Source organism: Limnohabitans sp. WS1 (genome assembly GCF_003063265.1).
GTDB lineage: Bacteria > Pseudomonadota > Gammaproteobacteria > Burkholderiales > Burkholderiaceae_C > Limnohabitans_A.
In genome coordinates, this window is sequence record NZ_NERU01000003.1 from 247,803 (window position 1) to 269,178 (window position 21,376).

The following is a 21,376-nucleotide window of genomic DNA, read 5'->3' on the forward strand; positions in this document are numbered from 1 at the left end:
CAGGGGCTGTGCAACAAAAAATGCACAACTTCAAGCGTGTCAGGTGGTGGGCATCTTCTCCAAAACCTCAGGGTTAACCAAGGCGACAGGGGCACGGGTGTGTGCCTAGAATGGTGCATTGCAGCAGATTTTTCATGGGCTGCCTGTCACCAGGAGTTTTCTTTGCCGGCCAAGCCACCCGTCCAGTCGATCAAACCCTCGAGGTCATCCCGTGCAGCCAAGGCGGGGCATGTCGACGAGTCAGCCCTGTTGGCCAGCACAGTTCGGACCATCAAGAAGTATCCCAACCGGCGCCTGTATGACACTCAGACTTCCAGTTACGTGACTTTGGCTGAGCTTAAAAAATGGGTCATGGCCGCATCGCCCTTGCGGGTGGTGGATGCCAAAACGGGTCAAGACCTGACGCGCACCATTTTGTTGCAAATCATCCTCGAAGAAGAGTCTGCGGGTGTGCCCATGTTCAGCGAGGCGGTGTTGTCCAACATCATCCGTTTTTATGGTCACGCCATGCAGGGCCACATGGGGTCTTATTTGGAGACGCATGTGCAGTCTTTCATGGATTGGCAAAGCAAGTTAGGCGAATCGAGTCCGGCCTTGAGTCCTGAGGTCTGGTCTCAGTTCATGCAGTGGCAGACACCACTGATGCAAAACATGTTTTCAGGTTTGGCCGACCCGTCGCAAAACGTGATGACTCAGATGCAAGATCAAATGAAAAAACAGATCCAGAAAAATACCGAGCAGCTGCTTGGCGTGTTGGGTTTGAAGACTTGAGGCTTGTGCGCAGACCCTTTTTCACAAACGTTTCGTTTTTGCAGGGACAATGGAGGGATGAGTGAAATGATCCCAACTGCAACCGTACCCGCAAACCCAACCACACCCAAGGTGGGTTTTGTCAGCCTAGGATGCCCCAAGGCCCTGACAGATTCCGAGCTGATCCTGACGCAATTGAGCGCCGAGGGTTACCGAACTTCCAAAACCTTTGAAGGCGCTGACCTGGTGATTGTCAACACCTGTGGCTTCATTGACGAGGCCATCAAAGAGAGTCTGGACACCATCGCTGAAGCCTTGAATGAAAACGGCAAAGTGATTGTGACCGGCTGTTTGGGTGCCAAGACGGGCGCGGGCGGCGGCAATATGGTGCTGGAAATGCACCCCAGCGTGTTGGCGGTGACCGGTCCCCATGCCACGCAAGAAGTGATGGATGCGGTGCACACCCACTTGCCCAAGCCTCACGATCCATTTTTGGATTTGGTGCCCGGCGGCTTTGGCGAAGCAGGGCTCAAACTCACGCCGCGCCACTATGCGTATTTGAAGATCAGCGAAGGCTGCAACCACCGCTGCACGTTTTGCATCATTCCTTCCATGCGCGGCGACTTGGTGTCGCGGCCCATTGGCGATGTGCTCAAAGAAGCCAAGGCCTTGTTTGAAGGTGGTGTCAAGGAGTTGCTGGTCATCAGCCAAGACACCTCTGCTTATGGGGTAGATGTGAAATACCGCACCGGGTTTTGGGACGGCAAGCCGGTCAAAACCCGCATGTTGGAATTGGTGCAAGCCTTGGGTGAAATGGCTCGTTCGCACGATGCTTGGGTGCGTTTGCATTACGTTTACCCCTACCCGAGCGTCGATGACATCATCCCTTTGATGGCACAGGGTTGGGTTTTGCCTTATCTGGATGTGCCGTTTCAACACAGCCATCCTGATGTGCTCAAACGCATGAAACGGCCTGCCAGCGGTGAGAAAAATTTGGAGCGCATTCAACGCTGGCGGGAGTTGTGTCCAGAGTTGGTCATTCGCAGCACCTTCATCGCTGGTTTTCCAGGCGAAACCGAAGAAGAGTTTGAGCATTTGCTCAGCTTTTTGCGAGAAGCACAAATTGACCGCGCGGGTTGTTTTGCCTACAGCCCGGTCAACGGTGCAACGGCCAATGACTTGCCTGGCATGTTGCCTGAGGCCTTGCGCGAAGCACGGCGTGCCCGCTTCATGGCCGTGGCCGAAGAGGTGTCGATCGCCCGTTTGCACCAGCGTGTAGGCTCGACCATGCAGGTGCTGGTTGACAGTGCGCCGGCCATGGGGCGGCGAGGTGGGGTGGGGCGCAGCTTTGGTGATGCACCTGAGATTGATGGCGTTGTTCGCCTGTTACCGCCAGAAAAATTGAGCAAAACCCTGAAAGTCGGTGAGTTCACCCGCGCCCGCATTGTGAGTGTGGAAGGTCACGACTTGGTGGGGCTGCCCGTTTGATGCTGGCGTGTCAGGGGCCGCGTCGCTGCGTGCCTGACGGTTTTTTTCTGGCTTCTTTGGCGCATTGGGCAATGGACACGCTCAGGGCGCTTGCCGGTTGCGCTTGGACCCTCGCAGGCTTCAAGCCTGCAGGTCTTTGCAGTGGTTTCTTTTTGGAAACAGCCGCAGGTGTTTTGGCCAACAAAAAAGCCGTTGATCAAAAATCAACGGCTTGTCATGTTTTTGCCTTATCGGATGGGATAAGTTTGGTGCCCAGAAGAGGACTCGAACCTCCACGATGTTACTCGCTAGTACCTGAAACTAGTGCGTCTACCAATTCCGCCATCTGGGCATCTCAGGAATTCTCAAATTATAAGGGGCTTGAACAGTTGATTGGCTTGCGTGCTGAAAAAGATTTGAAATTTTTCGGGATGCAGTTTGTCTGTGTGTCAGCGGTCACCATGAAAAAAGCCGAAGGCTTGTGGCCTTCGGCTTGGTCAGGTGTTGTGTGTTTAAGATGGTGCCCAGAAGAGGACTCGAACCTCCACGATGTTACTCGCTAGTACCTGAAACTAGTGCGTCTACCAATTCCGCCATCTGGGCGTCTCAGAATCCAAGGATTGTATATCAAAAAAGTAACTCCAACCAGCGGGATGCTGGATGAAATCGAAGGTCAGGTGCAAGGTCACCGCGATGGTCACGGCTTTCTGATTCGCGAGGACGGCGAGTCGGATATTTATTTGTCGCCCAATGAGATGCGTGCGGTGCTGCACCGCGATCGGATCAAGGTGCGCATCGTTCGTCAAGATCGCAAAGGCAGACCTGAGGGACGCATCGTTGAAATCGTCGAGCGCCCGGAGCATCCATTGATTGGTCGCTTGCTGCACGAAGGTGGCTTGTGGCTGGTGGCACCTGAGGACAAGCGCTACGGCCAGGATGTGATGATCCCCAAAGGCGCTACGGGAACGGCCAAGCCGGGCCAAGTGGTGGTGGTCGAGTTGACCGAGCCACCTGCCTTGTTCGGGCAACCGGTGGGCCGCGTGAAAGAAGTGCTCGGCGAAATTGACGACCCGGGCATGGAGATCGAAATTGCCGTGCGCAAGTACAGCGTGCCGCATGAATTTTCTGTCGGCTGTCTGGAGCAAGCCAAAGGCTTGCCCGACAAGGTGCTGGCCAAGGACCGGAAGGACCGGGTGGATTTGCGCGATGTGCCCTTGGTCACCATTGATGGTGAAGACGCCCGCGACTTTGACGACGCCGTGTATTGCGAGCCGGCCAAAGTGGGTCGGGGCAAGGGCTGGCGTTTGCTGGTGGCGATTGCCGACGTGAGCCACTATGTACAAACCGGCAGCGCCATTGACATCGACGCCTACGACAGGGCCACCAGCGTGTATTTCCCGCGCCGCGTGATCCCCATGTTGCCGGAAAAATTGTCCAATGGCCTGTGCTCGCTCAACCCCGATGTGGACCGTTTGTGCATGGTGTGCGACATGCTGGTCAACGCCAAGGGCGATGTGCACGCTTACCAGTTTTATCCGGCAGTGATGCACAGCCATGCGCGTTTTACCTACACCGAAGTCGCGGCCATTTTGGCCAACACCCGTGGACCGGAAGCGGCCAAACGCAAAGCGCGTGTGACCGACTTGATGAACCTGCAGGATGTGTACAAAGCCTTGCTGGCTTCAAGAGCGGTGCGCGGAGCAGTGGATTTTGAAACCACCGAAACGCAGATCGTTTGCGACGACAGTGGACGGATTGAGAAGATCGTGCCCCGCGTGCGCAACGAAGCGCACCGCCTCATTGAAGAAGCCATGCTGGCGGCCAACGTGTGCAGTGCCGACTTCATCCAGCAGGGCAAGCACCCGGGTTTGTTCCGTGTGCATGAAGGCCCGACGGCTGAGAAAAAAGACATCTTGCGCAATTACCTCAAGGCACTGGGTTTGGGCATGGGCATCAGTGACGAGCCGCACACCAGCGAGTTTCAGAAAATTGCGCTCGCGACCAAGGACCGCCCGGATGCGCAGCAAATCCACACCATGCTGCTGCGCTCCATGCAGCAGGCCATTTATACGCCCGTGAACAGCGGTCACTTTGGTCTGGCTTACGAGGCTTATACGCACTTCACCAGCCCCATTCGGCGCTACCCGGATTTGCTGGTGCACCGGGTCATCAAGGCGATTTTGCTGGACCGCAAATACACCTTGCCCAGCTTGCCCGTGCCCGGCGAGGCGCATGCCAAGCTGAGCAAACGGTTGGAGAAAAGCCGCGCGGCCAAGGGCAATGCGCCCGAGTCGTCTGCGCCTCGGGTGCGCATGTCGGCGGCCGACCAACGCGCCTGGGAGGCTGCGGGCCTGCATTGCAGTGCCAACGAGCGCCGCGCCGACGAGGCCAGCCGCGATGTGGAAGCCTGGCTCAAATGCCAATACATGCGCGAGCACCTGGGCGAGGAATACAGCGGTGTGGTGTCTGCGGCCACCAGCTTCGGCATCTTTGTGACCTTGGACACTTTGTATGTCGAGGGGCTGGTGCACATCACCGAGCTGGGTGGGGAATATTTCCGTTTTGACGAGTTGCGCCAAGAGCTGCGCGGTGAGCGCACGGGCATTCGTTATGCCATTGGCAGCCGAGTGCAGGTGCAGGTCAGCCGGGTGGATCTGGATGGCCGCAAAATCGATTTTCGATTGGTCAACGCCTCAGACGACTTGGTGCCACGCGCCATGCGCGACAAAGGTGTTCAGGTGCCAGCCGAAGCCGGACGAGGTCAAAAACGTGCGGCTACCGACCGCAAACTCGCCGATGCCGAGCGCAACCGTTCTCCGATTCAGGCGCTCAAGGCTTCGGTAAAAAAAGCAGCGAGCAAGAAAAAGAGCCCCAGAACGACCAAGCCTCGCCGTTGAGGGTGATCATGTCAGTCGCTGGGCCAGGCGACTGGCGGTCAGGGCTTGGTGTGCCGGCCAGTCGTCTGCCAATTGGCCGTGCTGTGCAACGGCTGAGCAGGCCGCTTCAAAAGCGTTCAAACCTTGGGCCATGCGTGCACCGATCAGCCCAGCCAGAACATCGCCTGTGCCCCCCGTGGCCAAACGTCCGTTGCCTGTCGGGTTGATGTGTGGCGTGCATTCAGGTGCGGCGATGACGGTGCCAGAGCCCTTGAGGACCACCGTGCATTCCAATTGGTCTGCCAGTTGTTGTGCCGCTTTGAGGCGATCACTTTGAATGTCCAAGGTTTGGGTGCCCAGCAGGCGGGCAGCTTCCAGGGGGTGAGGGGTGATCACCGTACTGCCTTTGGCGCGAGCACGCATTAAAGTTTGCAGAGCTTTGTCGTGTGCCAAGGCATTGAGTCCATCGGCATCGAGCACCAGTTGTGCGCTGCGCTGCAAGATGGGAGGCAAAACTTCTATGACGCTTTTTCCCGCGCCGCAACCACACACCACCGTTGTTTTTTCCAAATCCAGGTGCGTCCATGGGCGCTCCATCACATCTTGCGGGGCGTTGTCGATGGCCATGGTGCCGAGCAAACTCAAATAGACTCGACCAGCACCGGCATGCAATGCAGCGGTGGCCGCCAATACGGCGGCACCGGTCATGCCCATGCCGTGTGCCGCCATGGCTTCACCGCCAACCACCGCCACGTCGCCATGGCTGCCTTTGTGGCTGGCATGGTGTTTGGCGTGAGGGGTGTAGGGCATGTTGAGCCAAGCGGATGGTGCAATCGGGAACGACCCTGCGCGGTAGCCCAAGTCCTCCAGCCAGATTTGTCCGCAGGCATCGCGCCCATGGCCCATGAACAAACCCGCTTGGGCGGCAATGAGGCATAAAGTATGGTGAGCGTGTATGGGCAGCGCGTTCAAGTCCTCATGGCCCAACCACTGGCCTGACCGTGGATTCAGGCCTGTAGGGACGTCAATGGCCAGCACTTGACCTGGACAACTTTGCATGAGCTGAAGCCAGTGCCTCATGTCTGGCCCCAAGGGTCTGCTTGCGCCAATGCCGAGCAGGGCATCGATGCACAAATCCCGCTCGTCCATCTGTTGTAGCCAGACTGTGGGTGGCTCTTTTTGAATCCGCACGCCAGCGTCTTGGGCTCGCTGCAGCGTGGCTTTGAGTTGTGGGGAGCACTCATGAGGACGTGTCATCAGGCTGACGATGACTTCTTTGCCCCACAGGTGCAAAAGACGGGCAGCTTCCAGCCCATCACCACCGTTGTGTCCGGGTCCAGCGGCGATCCAGATGAGCCTTGCATGGGGCGCGATGGCCATGGCCAGTTGGGCGGCAGCAGATCCTGCGCTTTCCATCAGGGGCCGTTGGCTGAGCAGCTGCAGTTGCGGCTCCAATTGCCGAACAGAGTCTGCATCCAGCAAAGGCCAGCCGCTCAAGGGCCTCAAGGCTTGCATGTCGATGCCTGATTCAGGGGCTCCATCAACAAGGGTTCGAGCAACAAAGCGAGTTGCAAGACCGTGTCGTCGTGCATGGCGGCGTGCCAGGCCATCAGACCCACGGGCAACTCGCCTTGAGCGTGGCAAGGCAAAGAGATGCCGCAGCCGTCCAGCGTGTTGACCGCGCTGGTGTTGCGCAACAGCAATGCGTTGGTTCTGAAAAATTCGGCATCGCGTTGCTCTCCTGGGGCCATGTCGCTGATGCGGGGGGCGACGATGGGGCAAGTGGGCGAGAGCACGGCATCGTAGCCGAGCAAGGTGCTTTCAACCCGGCCAATCCAATGCTGACGTGCTTGGAGCAAATCCATGTACTCATGGGCTTTCATGTCCCGTCCACGCAAGATCCGCTGGGCCACACGGGGGTCGTAGCGTTCGACATCTTGGGCGATGCGTTGGCGGTGCCATGCATAGCTTTCTGCCGGGCTGAAGCCCCCCGTGCTCATCATGGCGGTCAATTCATTCAGCTCGCGCAGGTCAATTTCGTCAATGTGGGCACCAGCTGCACGCAATGTGTTCAAACTGCGCTCAAAGGCCCGTGTGACCGTCGGGTCCATGCCCTCTTGCATCAGGCTTCGTGAAACGGCCAAGCGGTAATCCGACAGGGGGCGATGCGCCTTGGGAACTTGGCGGGCGGACAGGATTTCGTGGGCCAAAATGGTGTCGCGAACGCTGCGCGTCATGGCACAGACCGTATCCAGGGTGGTGGACAAGGGAACCGCCCCGGCGGTGGGCACCCGCCGTGCCGTGTTTTTGAATCCCACAATGCCGTTCAAAGCCGCAGGGACTCGAATGGATCCGCCAGTGTCAGAGCCCAGTCCGATGAAAGCGGCACCTGTGGCCACCGACACAGCCGCCCCAGAGCTTGAGCCTCCGGGAACATGGGTCTGGTCTGATGCGCCCACTGCGCAGTCGTGCAAGCCGTCCCAGGCTGCGGGTGTACCGTAGTGAGGGTTGGTGCCTACACCCGAAAAAGCGAACTCAACCATGTTGGTGCGCCCGATCAGGCCTGCGCCTGCCGCTCGCAAACGACTGACGGCCACCGCGTCATGCAAGGCGGGGGGCTGGTTTTGCAGCACCACCGAGCCGGCTGCGCTGATTTGACCTTGCACGTCAAACAGGTCCTTGATGGAGACGGCCAAACCGGCCAGTGTTTGTTGGTTGACATGGGGTTGTTGGGCTGTGTCGCGCAATGCCTCTGAGGTCAGTTGGATGAAGGCGTGCTCACATGCCTTGCTTTGTGCGACAGCCAGACTGGCTTCGGCCACAGCTTGAGGGTGGGTCAGGCCTTGCGCGATGGCTTGGCGGGTGGCAATCAGGTCTGTTTTCATGGATCAAGCGTCTTTCGGGTGAGGCAGGATGCTATAATCCTAAGGCTTTGCTGAGTGCAGCAGCTGTCTTTTGTGTGTCTTTTGACACGCGCCAATTCAGTTTTGTTTGTTTCATCAAAGTTCATTCGCGAATCAGTCCCGTCAAGGTGTTGTGTGCCGTGTTTTTGAACAGCATTCAATCAGTGGACTGGTTTTAGACCCAACCTTTGGAGTATTTAATATGTCCGTTACCATGCGCGAAATGCTGGAAGCCGGTGTCCACTTCGGTCACCAAACCCGCTTCTGGAACCCCAAGATGGCCCCCTTCATCTTTGGCCATCGCAACAAAATTCACATCATCAACCTGGAAAAATCGCTGCCGATGTTCCAGGACGCGATCAAGTTCGCCAAGCAGCTGTCCGCCAACCGCGGCACCATCTTGATGGTGGGCACCAAGCGCCAAGCCCGTGAGCTGGTGGCTGCCGAAGCCCAACGCGCTGGCGTGCCTTTCGTCGACCAGCGTTGGTTGGGTGGCATGCTGACCAACTTCAAGACCGTCAAGACTTCGATCAAGCGTCTGAAGGACATGAAGGCCCAGCAAGAAGTCGGCCTCGACAGCCTGAGCAAAAAAGAACAACTGATGTTCAAGCGCGAGATGGAAAAGCTCGAAAAAGACATCGGTGGCATCCAGGACATGGCGGCTTTGCCTGATGCGATTTTTGTGATCGACGTCGGTTATCACAAGATTGCCATCTCGGAAGCCAAGAAATTGGGTATTCCATTGATCGGTGTGGTGGACTCCAACCACTCGCCCGAAGGCATCGACTACATCATCCCCGGCAACGACGACTCGGCCAAGGCCGTGGCTTTGTACGCCCGTGGCATCGCTGACGCCATCATCGAAGGCCGTGCCAATGCACTCAACGATGTGGTCAAGGCTGTCACCGAAGGTGCAGACGAGTTTGTCGAAGAAGACAACGCCGCTGCCTGAGTTTCCAAGACTCGATGAAAGGGGCTTTGTGGCCCCTTTTTTTTAATCTGACTTTTAGACTGAATACGGAGAAATCAAATGGCTGCAATTACCGCAAGCATGGTCGCTGAACTGCGTGCAAAAACCGACGCTCCCATGATGGAGTGCAAAAAAGCCCTGACCGAAGCCGAAGGCGATATGGCCAAAGCTGAAGAGTTGTTGCGTGTCAAGTTGGGCACCAAGGCTGGCAAAGCCGCTTCGCGTGTGACCGCCGAAGGCGTGGTGACCAGCTTTGTGAACGGCACCACAGGCGCCATGATCGAAGTGAACTGCGAAACCGACTTCGTGACCAAGAACGACAGCTTCCTGGCTTTGGCCAACGCCGCTGCCAAGTTGGTGGCTGAGCACAACCCTGCCGACATCGCTGCTTTGGGCGAGTTGCCTTACAGCCAAGATGGTTTTGGCCCCACCCTGGAAGAAGTGCGCAAAGGCCTGATCGGCAAGATCGGCGAGAACATGAGCTTCCGCCGCTTCAAGCGTGCCGCTGGCGCAGCCAAGATTGCCAACTATTTGCACGGCACCCGAATCGGCGTGTTGGTCGAGTTCGAAGGTGACGAAACGGCTGCCAAAGACGTTGCCATGCACGTGGCCGCTATGAAGCCTGTGTCCTTGACCAGCGCCGAAGTGCCTGCCGAGTTGATCGAAAAAGAGCGCTCGGTTGCTGCGGCCAAGGCTGCCGAGTCCGGCAAACCTGCCGACATCGTGACCAAGATGGTCGAAGGTTCGGTTCAGAAATACCTCAAAGAGGTGTCTTTGTTCAACCAGTCCTTCGTCAAGAACGACAAGCAGACTGTGGAGCAAATGCTCAAGGCCGCTGGTACCACTGTGAGCGCCTTCACTTTGTACGTGGTGGGCGAAGGCATTGAGAAGAAGGTCGACGACTTCGCTGCCGAAGTGGCTGCCCAAGTGGCTGCCGCTCAAGGCACCGCAGCCTGAGCCCCATTGTCTTGTTGAGTTGCCATTTCACCGTCCCAATTGATGATCAAGGAGTCCCTCATGTCTTCAGCCAAGCCAGCCTATAAGCGTATTTTGCTCAAGCTGTCCGGCGAGGCTTTGATGGGGGACGATGCTTTTGGCATAAACCGCGCCACCATCGTGCGCATGGCCCAAGAGATCGCTGAGATCACCCGATTGGGGGTGCAGGTGGCGGTGGTGATTGGGGGGGGCAACATCTTCAGGGGCGTGGCTGGCGGCTCGGTCGGTATGGACCGAGCCACGGCTGATTACATGGGCATGTTAGCCACAGTCATGAATTCATTGGCTTTGGCTGATGCCATGGACAAGGCGGGTTTGACGGCCCGTGTGATGTCGGCCATTGGCATTGATCAGGTGGTGGAGCCCTACGTTCGCCCCAAAGCATTGCAATACCTCGAAGAAGGCAAGGTGGTGGTTTTTGCGGCGGGCACGGGCAATCCTTTTTTCACCACTGACACCGCTGCCGCCTTGCGTGGTGCTGAAATCGGGGCCGAAATGGTGCTCAAAGCCACCAAGGTCGATGGTGTTTACACAGCCGACCCGAAAAAAGACCCCAGCGCCACACGTTACAGCGACATCACCTTCGATGAGGCCATATCACGCAATCTGGGCATCATGGATGCCACTGCGTTTGCTTTGTGCCGTGACCAAAAATTGCCGATCAAAGTCTTTTCGATCATCAAGAATGGCGCTTTGAAGCGCGTCGTTCTGGGTGAAGACGAAGGCACTTTGGTTCATGCCTGAGACCGTTCTGACGAGGAGAACCCCATGACCATCGCTGACATCAAGAAAACAACCGAGACCAAGATGGAGCAATCCATCTCTGCGTTCAAAAATAACCTCACCCGTATCCGCACAGGGCGAGCCAATCCGGCCTTGCTCGACACCATCCATGTCGATTACTACGGCTCGCTGGTGCCCCTGTCTCAAGTGGCCAATGTGTCTTTGATGGACTCTCGCACGATCAGTGTGCAGCCCTGGGAAAAAAGCATGGCTGCCAAGATTGAAAAAGCCATCCGCGAAAGCGAGTTGGGCCTCAATCCTGCATCTTTGGGTGAGTTGATCCGTGTGCCCATGCCGGCCATGAGTGAAGAGCGTCGCAAAGAAATGACCAAGTTGGCCCGTACCGAAGGCGAAAATGCCAAAATTGCTATTCGCAATTTACGCCGCGATGCCAACGAGTCGGTGAAAAAATTGGTCAAAGACAAATTGGTCTCGGAAGATGATCAAAAGCGTGCTGAAGCGGATGTGCAAAAATCAACAGACAAGCGCATGCTTGAAATTGATCAATTGGTCACAGCCAAAGAGCAAGAGATCATGGCAGTCTGACTGCCCTGTGCAGCCGTGGTTGTCCCCCACGGCATGACGGGCCGCCCATTTGGCGGCCTTTTTTTTGGAGTCCGCATGCTCAAACAAAGAGTCATCACCGCCTTGGTTCTGTTGGCCTTGTTGTTGCCCGCCATGTTTGCGACCGTCTCTTGGCCATTTTGGTCCTTGAGTTTGTTGATGATCACAGCTGGAGCATGGGAGTGGGGGCGTTTGAATGGCTTGGGTGCACGCATGCAATGGCTTGGCGCAATGCTTTGCCTGCTGCTGTGCACGCTGGCAGATCAAATGGGTTGGGTTCAAAGCACCCCTGCGTGGGTGTGGTGGCTCTCTGGCTCCATGTGGGTGCTGTTGGGGGCATGGATGATCCAACGGGGCGTTGCCGGTTGGTCGCTTTGGCCTCGCCCATTGCGTTGGCTGGTGGGCCTTTTTTTGTTGGCACTGGCTTGGGTGGCCTTGGCACAAGCCCATCAAAGGGGCGTGAATTTCCTTTTGTCGGTGCTGGTGTTGGTGTGGGCCGCTGACGTTTTTGCCTACTTTTTTGGTCGTGCTTTGGGTGGCCGCTGGGTACCGTTCAAATTGGCGCCCAGCATCAGTCCTGGCAAAAGTTGGGAAGGCGTGTTTGGCGGCATGTTGGGCGTGTTTTTGGTTGCCCTTGCCTGGGTGGCTGTTGATCGCCATTTTGAGATCCAAGTTCCCAGTTTTTACTCTTTGCTTTTGCTCAAAGGGTGGGGGGTCGCTGGTCCCGCATTGATGTTCATGGCGGCCATGAGTGTGGTCGGTGATTTGGTGGAATCACTGGTCAAGCGCAGTGCCAAGATGAAAGACAGTTCGGGTTTGCTGCCCGGTCACGGGGGTGTACTTGACCGTGTAGATGCCTTGTTACCGACCTTGCCTTTGGCCATGATGCTGATGGTTTGGCTTTGAATCAGGAGAACATGAAATGACCCATCCGCAAATCATCACCATTTTGGGCTCCACGGGCTCAATTGGTACCAGTACGCTGGACGTCTTGAGTCGGCATCCACAGTCGTACCGACTTCATGCTTTGACCGCGTCGTCGCAAGTGGATTTGATGTTGTCTCAGTGCGCACAGTTCAAGCCTGCTGTTGCCGTCATGGCACAGGAAGCGGCTGGGCGACAACTGGCTGAAAGAGTCAAGGCCGAAGGTTTGCCTGTGCAAGTGCGTTGGGGTGCGCAAGCTTTGGTCGATGTGGCCTGTGACTCTGTGGTCGATGCCGTGATGGCTGCGATTGTGGGGGCAGCCGGCCTGTCGCCTTGCATTGCGGCGGCCCGCGCTGGCAAGCGCTTGCTGTTGGCGAACAAAGAAGCCTTGGTGGTTGGCGGCGAGGTATTTTTGGCCGCGGTCAAAGAGGGTGGGGCGCGTCTGTTGCCCATCGACAGTGAACACTCGGCTATTTTTCAATCACTGCCCGATGATCCCAAGACTTGGCCGCAGCGAGTTCAAAAGATCATCTTGACGGCCTCTGGTGGACCATTTCGTACGCGTGATCCTCAAACTCTTCGGGACGTCACTCCTGAACAAGCCTGTGCCCACCCCAACTGGGTCATGGGAAGAAAAATATCGGTCGATTCGGCCACCATGATGAACAAAGCCCTTGAAGTCATCGAGGCGCGTTATCTTTTTGGTGTGATGCCAGAGCAATTGGAGGTGGTGATTCACCCCCAAAGTGTGATTCATTCCATGGTTCAATTTCATGACCATTCCGTGGTGGCCCAACTGGGAACACCCGATATGAGAGTGCCCATTGCGTATGGCTTGAGTTGGCCAGAGCGCATGACGTCGGGTGCACAAGCATTGGACTTTCGTGCCTTGCCCGCGATGACATTTGAAGCCATGGACGATGAACAGCACCTGCAGCGTTTTCCTGGCCTGAAACTGGCGTGGGAGACCCTGAATGGGGCACCTGGCAGCTGTGCAGTCCTCAATGCAGCCAATGAGGTGGCGGTGGATGCCTTTTTGACCCGTCTCATCAGGTTCGATCAAATTCACCAAGTCAACCGACAGACCTTGGATGAGTGGACGGGGAGTGCACCTCAAAGTTTGAATGATTTGATCGAGCTGGACACACGCAGTCGCTCGGTGGCCCAAAGTTTGGTCGGTCGTTTGAAGTGAGCCTGACTCCCGACCACCGGCCGTGATTTTCGGTCTTCAGTGGGTGAAGTCCTGATGTATTATCTTCAGTTGTTTGGATGGGTGCTTGAGCTCCCTCTTGCCGATTTGGGCTGTATGCCATGTTTGTCATTCCAATATTCGGCACTGAACCCGTTTGGTCAAAACCGGTTTTGACGACATGTCACTGACCGGTTTTTTAAATGATTGCACCATGATTTTTTCTGACATCCGTTCACTTTTGCAGCCAGCAGCTTTTAAGTTGGTGGCGTGCGCTTTGGTCAGCATTCCAGCTTGGGCTGTTGAACCCTTCACCGTTCGTGACATTCGCGTAGAGGGGTTGCAGCGGATTGAACCCGGAACGGTTTTTGCCTCATTGCCTTTTCGCGTGGGCGACCGTTACTCCGATGACCAAGGTGCTGCGGCCATTCGAGCTTTGTTTGCATTGGGCCTGTTCAAGGATGTGCGTCTTGAAACACAAGGCGATGTCTTGGTGGTGGTGGTTGAAGAGCGTCCCTCGGTTGCTTCCGTGGAGTTCATGGGTCTCAAAGAGTTTGATAAAGATGTCCTGACCAAGGCCTTGAAAGAAGTGGGTTTGTCTGAGGGGCGTCCCTATGACAAGGCATTGGCAGACAAGGCGGAGCAAGAACTGAAACGTCAGTACATTGGCCGCAGCTTGTACGGAGCCCAGGTGGTCACAACAGCCACGCCCCTGGATCGCAATCGCGTCAATCTGACGTTCACGATCATTGAAGGGGGGCCCGCCAAGATTGGTCAAATCGACATCGTGGGCAACAAGGTTTTCTCTGACCAAGTGTTGCGTGACCTTTTTAACCTGGATACCGGTGGGTGGATGAGTTGGTACACCAAGTCAGATCGCTATTCACGCACCAAACTCAACGCTGATTTGGAAGCCCTGCGCTCTTTTTATCTGTCCCGGGGTTACTTGGAGTTCAGGGTCGACTCGACGCAAGTGGCGATGTCTCCTGATAAACAAGACATGTCCATCACGATCAACGTCACTGAGGGCGAACGATTTGTGGTTTCAGGCGTCAAACTTCAAGGCAATTACTTGGAAAAGGACGATGAATTCAAGTCTTTGGTGAAAATCAAGGTGGGTCAGGCTTACAACGCCGAGACCGTGGCCGAAACCACCAAGGCATTCACCGACTTTTTTGGTAAATTTGGTTTCGCTTTTGCGCGTGTTGAAGTCAAACCCGAGATAGATCGACAAAACAATCGGGTTCAGTTTGTTTTGCAAGCAGAGCCATCCCGGCGTGCATATGTTCGGCGCATTCAGGTTGCAGGCAACAATCGCACCCGAGATGAGGTGATTCGTCGTGAGTTCAGGCAACTGGAGGCCGCTTGGTATGACGGAGACAAAATTCGCCTGTCGCGAGACCGTGTTGACCGTTTGGGTTACTTCACCGAAGTGAACGTTGAAACCGTTGAAATACCGGGTGCACCGGATCAGGTCGATTTGCTGTTCACGGTGGCAGAAAAGCCGACGGGCAGCATCTCTTTGGGTGCCGGTTTCTCTTCAACAGAAAAAATTGCGCTGAGCTTTGGCATTCGCCAAGAAAACGCTTTTGGTTCCGGCAATTACCTTGCTGTGGAGGTCAACACCAGCAAGTACAACCGAAATTTGGTGCTCAGCACCACAGACCCTTATTTCACGAAAAACGGCATTTCGCGCACGGTGGATGTTTTTCACCGCACCACGCGCCCTTACTTGGGGGCCATTGATGCCTACAGTTTGATCAACTCGGGTGTCGGTCTGCGATTTGGTGTGCCGGTGACTGAAACCGATACCGTGTTCTTGGGCGTGAATGCAGAGCAAACCCAAATCAAAGCAGGTACCGGTTTGCCTGTCGAGTACCAAGACTATGCCAATAAATTTGGTCAAACGAGTTCTGCTTTGCCCTTGACTGTGGGCTGGGCGCGTGATGGTCGCGACAGTGCATTGGTGCCTTCTCGTGGCTCTTTGCAGCGGTTTAATGCCGATGTCAGCGTGGCCGGTGACGTGCGTTATGTGCGTGCCAATTACCAATTTCAGCAGTATTTCCCGATCACCAAACAATACACTTTGGCTCTGAATACCGACTTGGGTTGGGGCGAGGGGCTCAAGGGTCAAGACTACCCCTTGTTCAAAAACTTCTATGTGGGGGGTCTGGGCAGCGTTCGCGGCTTTGAACAGTCCACCTTGGGCCCTGCTTCAACCACTTCGGGTATCTATTTGGGTGGCCCGAAAAAACTTGTGTTTAACGCCGAGTTCATCACCCCATTTCCCGGTGCTGGCAACGACAAAACATTGCGATTGTTTGGCTTCACGGACGTGGGTCGGGCCTTTGGTCAAAACGAGAATGTGTCTTTGGGTGATCTGAGGGCCTCTGCGGGTGTGGGTTTGAGTTGGATTTCTCCCATGGGGCCATTGCGTTTTTCCTTGGCTAAACCTTTGCGTCAACAGACTGGCGATAAAATTCAGCGACTTCAATTCCAAATCGGAACTTCTTTCTAATGAAAACCTTGCGTCAACATTTTTCCGTGACCTTGCTGGCCAGTGTGGCTGCCTTTGCCGGTATGGCTCAGGCTCAAGAATTCAAGCTGGGTTTTGTCAATACAGAGCGGATTTTCCGCGAAGCGGCCACGGCCAAGCAGGCTCAAGCCAAGTTGGAGCAGGAGTTTTCACGTCGCGAAAAAGAGTTGGTCGACACGGGCAACAACCTCAAATTGGCCTCGGAAAAGTTTGAGCGTGAAGCGCCAACCCTTGCCGAGTCTCAGCGGACATCGCGACAAAAACAATTGATTGACCAAGACCGTGAATTTCAGCGCAAGCGACGCGAATTTCAGGAGGACTTGAATGCTCGTAAAAACGAAGAGCAGCAAATTGTGGTGGAACGGGCCAACCGAGCGGTCAAGCAAGTGGCTGAGTCAGAAAAATACGATGTGATTTTCCAGGAAGCTGTTTATATCCATCCCAAGCACGACATCACCGAAAAAGTGATCAAGGCCCTCAACGCTTCAGCAGCCAAATAACCGGTTGTTGACCGGCAGTTAATGGTGGCGCTCACACTGGGCTTTATTGTTGAGCGGCTTGGCGGTCGTTTGCTCGGGAGCCCTGATTTTTCAATCGTGGGCCTTGCCTCTTTGGAATTGGCCCGAGCAGACCAAATCAGTTTTCTCAGTCATGCCAAATACACCCCTTTGCTAGGCCAAAGCCAAGCAGGGTGCGTGATCGTTTCTCCCGCTTTTGAAACGGCCGTCCTTGATCGTCTGGCGGCCATAGTCGTGGACGATCCTTACCTTTATTTTGCGCGTTTGACGCGATTGTGGAAGCAAGTTTGCCGACCTGTCAGCCCGGGGCCCAGGATTCACCCTTCAGCCATCGTTGATCCGTCGGCCATGGTTGCCGACGATGCGGTGATCGGTCCCTTGTGTGTGGTCGAGCGCGGTGCTCAAGTGGGTCCTGCAAGCATCCTTAAATCGCGGGTCACTTTGGGCGAAGACTGTCGCATTGGTGCCCGTTGCATTGTTCATTCGGGCGTGGTCATTGGTGCAGATGGTTTTGGATTTGCTTTGCACCAAGGTCAATGGGAAAAAATTGAACAACTCGGTGCCGTTCGGATTGGTGACGATGTTGAAATTGGTGCCAATACCTGCATTGATCGCGGCGCACTGGAAGACACCGTCATTGGCGATGGCGTCAAACTCGACAACTTGATTCAAATTGGTCACAACGTGCATATTGGTGCCCACACGGCCATGGCTGGATGTGTTGGTGTTGCCGGAAGTGCCCGAATCGGTGCCCATTGCACGGTGGGTGGTGGTGCTGTGGTGCTGGGGCATTTGAGCTTGGCCGACCACGTGCACATTTCGGCCGCCTCGGTGGTCACGCGTTCCATCCATCAAGCCGGACACTACACCGGCATGTTTCCGCTTGACAGCAATGCCAATTGGGAAAAGAACGCCGCCAGCCTGAAACAACTTTCCCGCTTGCGTGAGCGCATCAAGGCACTGGAAAGTCACATTCAAAATAACAAGGAAACCTGAACATGATGGATATTCACCAAATTCTCAAGCAGCTGCCACACCGCTACCCCATTTTGTTGGTGGACCGCGTGCTCGAAATCGAAAAAGGCGTGCGCATCAAGGCGCTGAAAAATGTGTCCATCAACGAGCCTCATTTTCAAGGTCATTTTCCACATCGCCCAGTGATGCCGGGTGTTTTGATGCTGGAAGCTCTGGCACAGGCAGCTGCCTTGTTGGCATTTGATACTTTGGGCGAGACGCCTGACGATCAGACTGTGTATTACTTTGCGGGCATTGATGGTGCACGTTTCAAGCGACCTGTAGAGCCGGGCGACCAGTTGATTTTGGAAGTTGAGCTCGATCGAATGAAGTCCGGGATTTTCAAGTTCAAAGCGCGTGCCAAGGTGGGTGATGAGATTGCGACCGAGGCCGAGTTAATGTGCACCATGCGGAAAATTCCACAGGCTTGAATGCCATGAGCAACATCCATCCAACGGCCATCATCAGCCCGGGTGCCGAGCTCGACAGTTCGGTGTCAGTGGGTCCGTATTCTGTGATCGGTCCCCACGTTCGCATTGGTCCAGGCACCACGGTGGCCAGCCACTGTGTGATTGAAGGCCATACGACCATTGGGCGCGACAACCGAATTTTTCAGTTCAACTCACTGGGTGCGGTGCCCCAAGACAAAAAATACAACAACGAGCCCTGTGAGCTGGTGATCGGTGACCGCAACACGATTAGGGAGTTTTGCACCTTCAACATCGGTTCGCCCGGTGACCGGGCCGTCACTTCGGTAGGGAATGACAACTGGATCATGGCCTATGTGCATCTGGCCCATGATTGCCAAGTGGGCAACCACACGATTTTTGCCAACAACACCCAGTTGGCGGGCCACGTCGTGGTGGACGATTGGGTGATTTTGGGCGGATTCACGGTGGTCCATCAGTTTTGCCGAATCGGTGCGCACAGTTTCACAGCCATGAACTCATTGCTGTTTGCCGATCTGCCGCCATTTGTCATGGCGCAGGGTCAACCGGCACAGGCGCGTTCAATGAACTTTGAGGGCTTGCGTCGCCGTGGTTTTTCAGCCGAACGCATTGCTGCGGTGAAGGCCATGCACAAAGCGCTTTACCGTGATGGTTTGTCTCTCAGCGATGCCATGGTGCGCATTGAAGCCTTGGCCCATGACAAGCCTGAATCGCTGGCTGACGTGGCCATGATGCTGGACTTTTTGAAAGCAGCTTCTCCTCAACGTGGGATTGTGCGTTGACTGATTTGGAATCTGTGGCCTTGACACAAGCCCCCTCGGGGGCTTTGTCCTTTGCCATGGTCGCTGGTGAAGCTTCAGGTGATTTATTGGCGGGTTTGCTGATTCAGGGGCTGACATCGCGTTGGCCCCAGGCGCGTGGATATGGGATTGGTGGGCCACGCATGCAGGCCCAAGGCTTTGAGGCTTGGTGGCCTCACGACAAATTGGCTGTTCGCGGTTATGTGGAGGTGTTACGACATTACCGAGGCATTGTCGCTATCCGCAATCAATTGCGAGAGCGTTTGCTCAATCAGCCGCCGGATGTATTCATTGGTGTTGATGCACCTGACTTCAATCTGGATCTGGAAGCCAAGCTCAAGCAGTCGGGCATCCCAACGGTGCACTTTGTTTGCCCGTCTGTCTGGGCTTGGCGTCCGGAGCGCATCGAAAAAATCCGACAAAGTGTCGATCACATGTTGTGCATCTTTCCATTTGAGCCCGCTTTGTTGGCTCAAGCTGGGATTGAGGCCACTTATGTCGGGCATCCTTTGGCGCAAACCATCCCGATGAATCCTGACCGGTTTGCTGCCCGAGAGTCACTGGGTTTGGATAACCAAAGGCCCGTGGTGGCCTTGTTGCCTGGCAGTCGCCAATCGGAAATAGATCACCTGACGCCGCGATTTGTTCAGGCGGCGCAAATCATGCAGCGGCAAAACCCTTGGCTGCAATTTGTCTTGCCCGCCATTCCGCGTCTTTTGCCTCAACTGGAGGCCATGGTGCAAGCGCAGGGCGGTTTGCCGGGTTTGTTGATGCTTCAAGGGCAATCCCATGCCGCACTTGCTGCTTGTGATGTCACCTTGATTGCCAGTGGCACCGCGACCTTGGAGGCGGCTTTGTTCAAACGCCCCATGGTGATTGGTTACCACATGAATTGGCTCAGTTGGCAGATCATGAAGCGACAACAACTTCAGCCCTGGGTGGGTCTGCCCAACATCCTCAGTCAGGACTTTGTGGTGCCTGAATTGCTGCAAGACCGTTGCACCCCTGAGGCTTTGGCCAAAGCTTGTTTGGCTTGGTTGTCTGCTCCGGACAGGGTGGAAGCCATCCAGTCCCGTTTTCAACAAATGCATTTGTCTTTACAGCGCCATACGGCTGATTTGTCTACCCATGCCCTCGAAAAAGTCCTCTCGCGCTGATCAGTCTGCTTTGCATTTCCAAGTCTCTGGCCTGATGGCGGGTGTGGATGAGGCTGGCCGTGGTCCCTTGGCTGGCCCGGTGGTCGCTGCGGCTGTGATTTTGGATGAGCTCAACCCCATTCTCGGATTGAACGACTCCAAAAAACTCACAGCCAAGCGACGTGAGGCCTTGTTTGACGAAATACGTGCGCGTGCTTTGTGTTTCGCCATCGCAGAGGCGTCCGTTGAGGAAATCGATCAAATCAACATCCTGCAAGCGACCCTGCTGGCCATGAAGCGGGCTGTCGAAGGCTTGCGGCTTGTGCCCAAGTTGGTCTTGGTCGACGGCAACCGATTGCCAACCTTGGCCATGCATTCAGAAGCCATTGTCAAAGGCGACGCTTTGGTGCCAGCCATCTCCGCCGCCTCCATTTTGGCGAAAGTGCACCGTGATCGTTTATGCGCTGAAATGCATGAGCGCTACCCTGTGTATGGATTCGATCAGCACAAAGGGTATGGCACCGCCCAGCACATGGCCGCTTTGCAAGCGCATGGCCCTACCAATTGCCACAGAATGACATTTGCCCCGGTGGCCAGGAGTGTGCAATGCAGCTGATCACCTCACGCGACAACCCCCATGTGAAGGCTTGGCGGCGTTTGGCCCAAGAAACCACGGCCTACCGAAAAGCAGGGCAGTTTTGGCTGGAAGGTGACCACCTGTGCCGCGCGGCGCTTGAGCGAGGCGTTCGCCCTTTGCAAGTGGTGCTAACCGAGTCTTTTTGGTCTGAACAGGGTGAGCAATGGACGGGGATCACGGATCAGGTGTTTGTCTTGCCTGATGGCTTATTTGCCAGTTTGAGCGGCCTGGAATCGCCGGCTCGAATGGGCTTTGTGGTGGCTTGGACGGCGGAAAAGCAAGTCTTGCCCGGTGTGCCTACCGTGGTGCTGGACCGATTGCAAGATGCAGGCAATGTGGGAGCCATTTTGCGCTGCGCCTCCGCATTTGGTTACCGTCAGGTGCTGGCCATCAAAGGCACGGCGGCCTTGTGGTCGCCCAAAGTCCTGAGGGCTGGAATGGGGGCACATTTTGGTTTGAAGCTGGTCGAGTCGGTCAGCCCAAGCGATGTGATCGCTTTGCAAGTGCCCATTTTGACCACCAGTTCGCATCAAGGCCCTTTTATTCATGAGTTACTTCGGCGAGGCGAGTTGCCGGGTCAATGTGCTTGGGTGTTTGGTCATGAAGGGCAAGGAGTAAGTGATGACTTGATGGCGATGGCGCAATTGTCAGTTCGCATTGCTCAACCTGGTGGAGAGGAGTCTTTGAATGTGGCCACTGCCGCTGCCATTTGTTTGCATGCCAGCGCAAGTGTTGCGCTGTAAGTCGGAGGCCAACAGGAAGACACTTGTGGTGAGTAATTTGTCAGGGTTTACTAGCGGTCCTCAGCTATAATGAGAGGCTTTCCCGCATCAACCTGTACGCCACAGTCCATCCCAGGCCCAT

General features: G+C 55.6%; 20 protein-coding genes and 2 tRNA genes. 17 read left to right on the forward strand and 5 right to left on the reverse strand.

The features are described from left to right. Positions 1–146 precede the first annotated feature (146 nt). Positions 147–275, reverse strand: coding sequence for a hypothetical protein (locus B9Z48_RS21995; protein WP_255419477.1), 129 nt, complete (start codon positions 273–275; stop codon positions 147–149). Here B9Z48_RS21995 and phaR point away from each other — a divergent pair. Together phaR and rimO are read left to right on the forward strand one after the other, a co-directional pair. Beyond that, positions 247–771 (forward strand): polyhydroxyalkanoate synthesis repressor PhaR, encoded by a 525-nt coding sequence (phaR, locus tag B9Z48_RS06760; protein WP_089958612.1) that lies wholly within the window; start codon positions 247–249, stop codon positions 769–771. The genes B9Z48_RS21995 and phaR overlap by 29 nt on opposite strands. Before the next feature lie 57 nt (positions 772–828). Then, positions 829–2,238, forward strand: coding sequence for a 30S ribosomal protein S12 methylthiotransferase RimO (gene rimO, locus B9Z48_RS06765; protein WP_089958281.1), 1,410 nt, complete (start codon positions 829–831; stop codon positions 2,236–2,238). Positions 2,239–2,484: 246 nt separating this feature from the next. On the opposite strand, the gene B9Z48_RS06770 is transcribed toward rimO, so the two are convergent. Further along, positions 2,485–2,569 (reverse strand) — tRNA-Leu (locus B9Z48_RS06770). A gap of 166 nt (positions 2,570–2,735) precedes the next feature. Beyond that, a tRNA-Leu gene (locus B9Z48_RS06775) sits at positions 2,736–2,820 on the reverse strand. A gap of 50 nt (positions 2,821–2,870) precedes the next feature. On the opposite strand from B9Z48_RS06775, the gene rnr reads away from it, so the two are divergent. Next, on the forward strand, positions 2,871–5,114 hold the full coding sequence (gene rnr, locus B9Z48_RS06780; RefSeq protein WP_089958277.1) for a ribonuclease R: 2,244 nt from the start codon (positions 2,871–2,873) through the stop codon (positions 5,112–5,114). Positions 5,115–5,120: 6 nt separating this feature from the next. Here the strand turns inward: rnr and B9Z48_RS06785 are convergent, their stop codons facing one another. Continuing rightward, a complete protein-coding gene (locus B9Z48_RS06785) occupies positions 5,121–6,608 on the reverse strand; it encodes an NAD(P)H-hydrate dehydratase (RefSeq protein ID WP_108377582.1) in 1,488 nt (495 codons plus the stop codon). Next, positions 6,596–7,978 carry an amidase gene (locus tag B9Z48_RS06790; RefSeq protein ID WP_108377583.1) on the reverse strand — a complete coding sequence of 461 codons (1,383 nt, stop codon included), beginning with the start codon at positions 7,976–7,978 and terminating at the stop codon, positions 6,596–6,598. The genes B9Z48_RS06785 and B9Z48_RS06790 overlap by 13 nt, the downstream gene beginning before the upstream one ends. 220 nt (positions 7,979–8,198) lie before the next feature. Here B9Z48_RS06790 and rpsB point away from each other — a divergent pair, with 220 nt between their 5' ends. The 14 genes from rpsB (at position 8,199) to B9Z48_RS06860 (ending at position 21,255) form a co-directional block, all read left to right on the forward strand. Beyond that, a complete protein-coding gene (gene rpsB, locus B9Z48_RS06795; protein WP_108377584.1) occupies positions 8,199–8,948 on the forward strand; it encodes a 30S ribosomal protein S2 in 750 nt (249 codons plus the stop codon). Between the two features lie 78 nt (positions 8,949–9,026). Then, positions 9,027–9,923, forward strand: coding sequence for a translation elongation factor Ts (tsf, locus tag B9Z48_RS06800; protein ID WP_089958260.1), 897 nt, complete (start codon positions 9,027–9,029; stop codon positions 9,921–9,923). 60 nt (positions 9,924–9,983) lie between these two features. After that, entirely contained in the window at positions 9,984–10,706 is a 723-nt protein-coding gene (gene pyrH / locus B9Z48_RS06805) for a UMP kinase (RefSeq protein WP_089958609.1), read from the forward strand. A 24-nt stretch (positions 10,707–10,730) separates the two neighbouring features. Then, positions 10,731–11,291: a ribosome recycling factor gene (gene frr, locus B9Z48_RS06810; RefSeq protein ID WP_089958255.1), complete on the forward strand. Its 561-nt coding sequence runs from the start codon at positions 10,731–10,733 to the stop codon at positions 11,289–11,291. Positions 11,292–11,366: 75 nt separating this feature from the next. After that, positions 11,367–12,215 carry a phosphatidate cytidylyltransferase gene (locus B9Z48_RS06815; RefSeq protein ID WP_108377649.1) on the forward strand — a complete coding sequence of 283 codons (849 nt, stop codon included), beginning with the start codon at positions 11,367–11,369 and terminating at the stop codon, positions 12,213–12,215. 16 nt (positions 12,216–12,231) lie between these two features. Further along, complete coding sequence (locus B9Z48_RS06820) at positions 12,232–13,425, forward strand: 1-deoxy-D-xylulose-5-phosphate reductoisomerase (protein ID WP_108377585.1); 1,194 nt, start codon at positions 12,232–12,234, stop codon at positions 13,423–13,425. Between the two features lie 211 nt (positions 13,426–13,636). Then, on the forward strand, positions 13,637–15,940 hold the full coding sequence (gene bamA / locus B9Z48_RS06825; protein WP_108377650.1) for an outer membrane protein assembly factor BamA: 2,304 nt from the start codon (positions 13,637–13,639) through the stop codon (positions 15,938–15,940). Beyond that, the gene (locus tag B9Z48_RS06830) at positions 15,940–16,458 is read left to right on the forward strand and encodes an OmpH family outer membrane protein (protein ID WP_089958246.1); all 519 of its coding nucleotides are present in this window, start codon (positions 15,940–15,942) and stop codon (positions 16,456–16,458) included. The genes bamA and B9Z48_RS06830 overlap by 1 nt, the downstream gene beginning before the upstream one ends. Positions 16,459–16,482: 24 nt before the next feature. After that, the gene (gene lpxD / locus B9Z48_RS06835; RefSeq protein ID WP_108377651.1) at positions 16,483–17,472 is read left to right on the forward strand and encodes a UDP-3-O-(3-hydroxymyristoyl)glucosamine N-acyltransferase; all 990 of its coding nucleotides are present in this window, start codon (positions 16,483–16,485) and stop codon (positions 17,470–17,472) included. Between the two features lie 2 nt (positions 17,473–17,474). Further along, positions 17,475–17,921 (forward strand): 3-hydroxyacyl-ACP dehydratase FabZ, encoded by a 447-nt coding sequence (gene fabZ / locus B9Z48_RS06840; RefSeq protein ID WP_089958243.1) that lies wholly within the window; start codon positions 17,475–17,477, stop codon positions 17,919–17,921. Between the two features lie 5 nt (positions 17,922–17,926). Continuing rightward, positions 17,927–18,721 (forward strand): acyl-ACP--UDP-N-acetylglucosamine O-acyltransferase, encoded by a 795-nt coding sequence (gene lpxA / locus B9Z48_RS06845; protein WP_108377586.1) that lies wholly within the window; start codon positions 17,927–17,929, stop codon positions 18,719–18,721. Between the two features lie 56 nt (positions 18,722–18,777). Continuing rightward, positions 18,778–19,896 carry a lipid-A-disaccharide synthase gene (gene lpxB, locus B9Z48_RS06850; RefSeq protein ID WP_108377652.1) on the forward strand — a complete coding sequence of 373 codons (1,119 nt, stop codon included), beginning with the start codon at positions 18,778–18,780 and terminating at the stop codon, positions 19,894–19,896. Then, positions 19,868–20,491: a ribonuclease HII gene (gene rnhB, locus B9Z48_RS06855; protein WP_108377587.1), complete on the forward strand. Its 624-nt coding sequence runs from the start codon at positions 19,868–19,870 to the stop codon at positions 20,489–20,491. The genes lpxB and rnhB overlap by 29 nt, the downstream gene beginning before the upstream one ends. Beyond that, positions 20,482–21,255 carry an RNA methyltransferase gene (locus tag B9Z48_RS06860; RefSeq protein WP_089958227.1) on the forward strand — a complete coding sequence of 258 codons (774 nt, stop codon included), beginning with the start codon at positions 20,482–20,484 and terminating at the stop codon, positions 21,253–21,255. Before rnhB ends, B9Z48_RS06860 begins: the two co-directional genes overlap by 10 nt. The last annotated feature ends 121 nt before the right edge of the window (positions 21,256–21,376 follow it).

Excerpts from the sequence above, each read along its gene's own strand:
- rimO (WP_089958281.1), top strand. The coding sequence starts at position 829 with ATGAGTGAAATGATCCCAACTGCAACCGTACCCGCAAACCCAACCACA.
- rnr (WP_089958277.1), top strand. The coding sequence starts at position 2,871 with ATGCTGGATGAAATCGAAGGTCAGGTGCAAGGTCACCGCGATGGTCAC.
- B9Z48_RS06785 (WP_108377582.1), bottom strand. The coding sequence starts at position 6,608 with ATGCAAGCCTTGAGGCCCTTGAGCGGCTGGCCTTTGCTGGATGCAGAC.
- B9Z48_RS06790 (WP_108377583.1), bottom strand. The coding sequence starts at position 7,978 with ATGAAAACAGACCTGATTGCCACCCGCCAAGCCATCGCGCAAGGCCTG.
- rpsB (WP_108377584.1), top strand. The coding sequence starts at position 8,199 with ATGTCCGTTACCATGCGCGAAATGCTGGAAGCCGGTGTCCACTTCGGT.
- tsf (WP_089958260.1), top strand. The coding sequence starts at position 9,027 with ATGGCTGCAATTACCGCAAGCATGGTCGCTGAACTGCGTGCAAAAACC.
- pyrH (WP_089958609.1), top strand. The coding sequence starts at position 9,984 with ATGTCTTCAGCCAAGCCAGCCTATAAGCGTATTTTGCTCAAGCTGTCC.
- frr (WP_089958255.1), top strand. The coding sequence starts at position 10,731 with ATGACCATCGCTGACATCAAGAAAACAACCGAGACCAAGATGGAGCAA.
- B9Z48_RS06815 (WP_108377649.1), top strand. The coding sequence starts at position 11,367 with ATGCTCAAACAAAGAGTCATCACCGCCTTGGTTCTGTTGGCCTTGTTG.
- B9Z48_RS06820 (WP_108377585.1), top strand. The coding sequence starts at position 12,232 with ATGACCCATCCGCAAATCATCACCATTTTGGGCTCCACGGGCTCAATT.
- bamA (WP_108377650.1), top strand. The coding sequence starts at position 13,637 with ATGATTTTTTCTGACATCCGTTCACTTTTGCAGCCAGCAGCTTTTAAG.
- B9Z48_RS06830 (WP_089958246.1), top strand. The coding sequence starts at position 15,940 with ATGAAAACCTTGCGTCAACATTTTTCCGTGACCTTGCTGGCCAGTGTG.
- fabZ (WP_089958243.1), top strand. The coding sequence starts at position 17,475 with ATGATGGATATTCACCAAATTCTCAAGCAGCTGCCACACCGCTACCCC.
- lpxA (WP_108377586.1), top strand. The coding sequence starts at position 17,927 with ATGAGCAACATCCATCCAACGGCCATCATCAGCCCGGGTGCCGAGCTC.
- lpxB (WP_108377652.1), top strand. The coding sequence starts at position 18,778 with ATGGTCGCTGGTGAAGCTTCAGGTGATTTATTGGCGGGTTTGCTGATT.
- rnhB (WP_108377587.1), top strand. The coding sequence starts at position 19,868 with ATGCCCTCGAAAAAGTCCTCTCGCGCTGATCAGTCTGCTTTGCATTTC.
- B9Z48_RS06860 (WP_089958227.1), top strand. The coding sequence starts at position 20,482 with ATGCAGCTGATCACCTCACGCGACAACCCCCATGTGAAGGCTTGGCGG.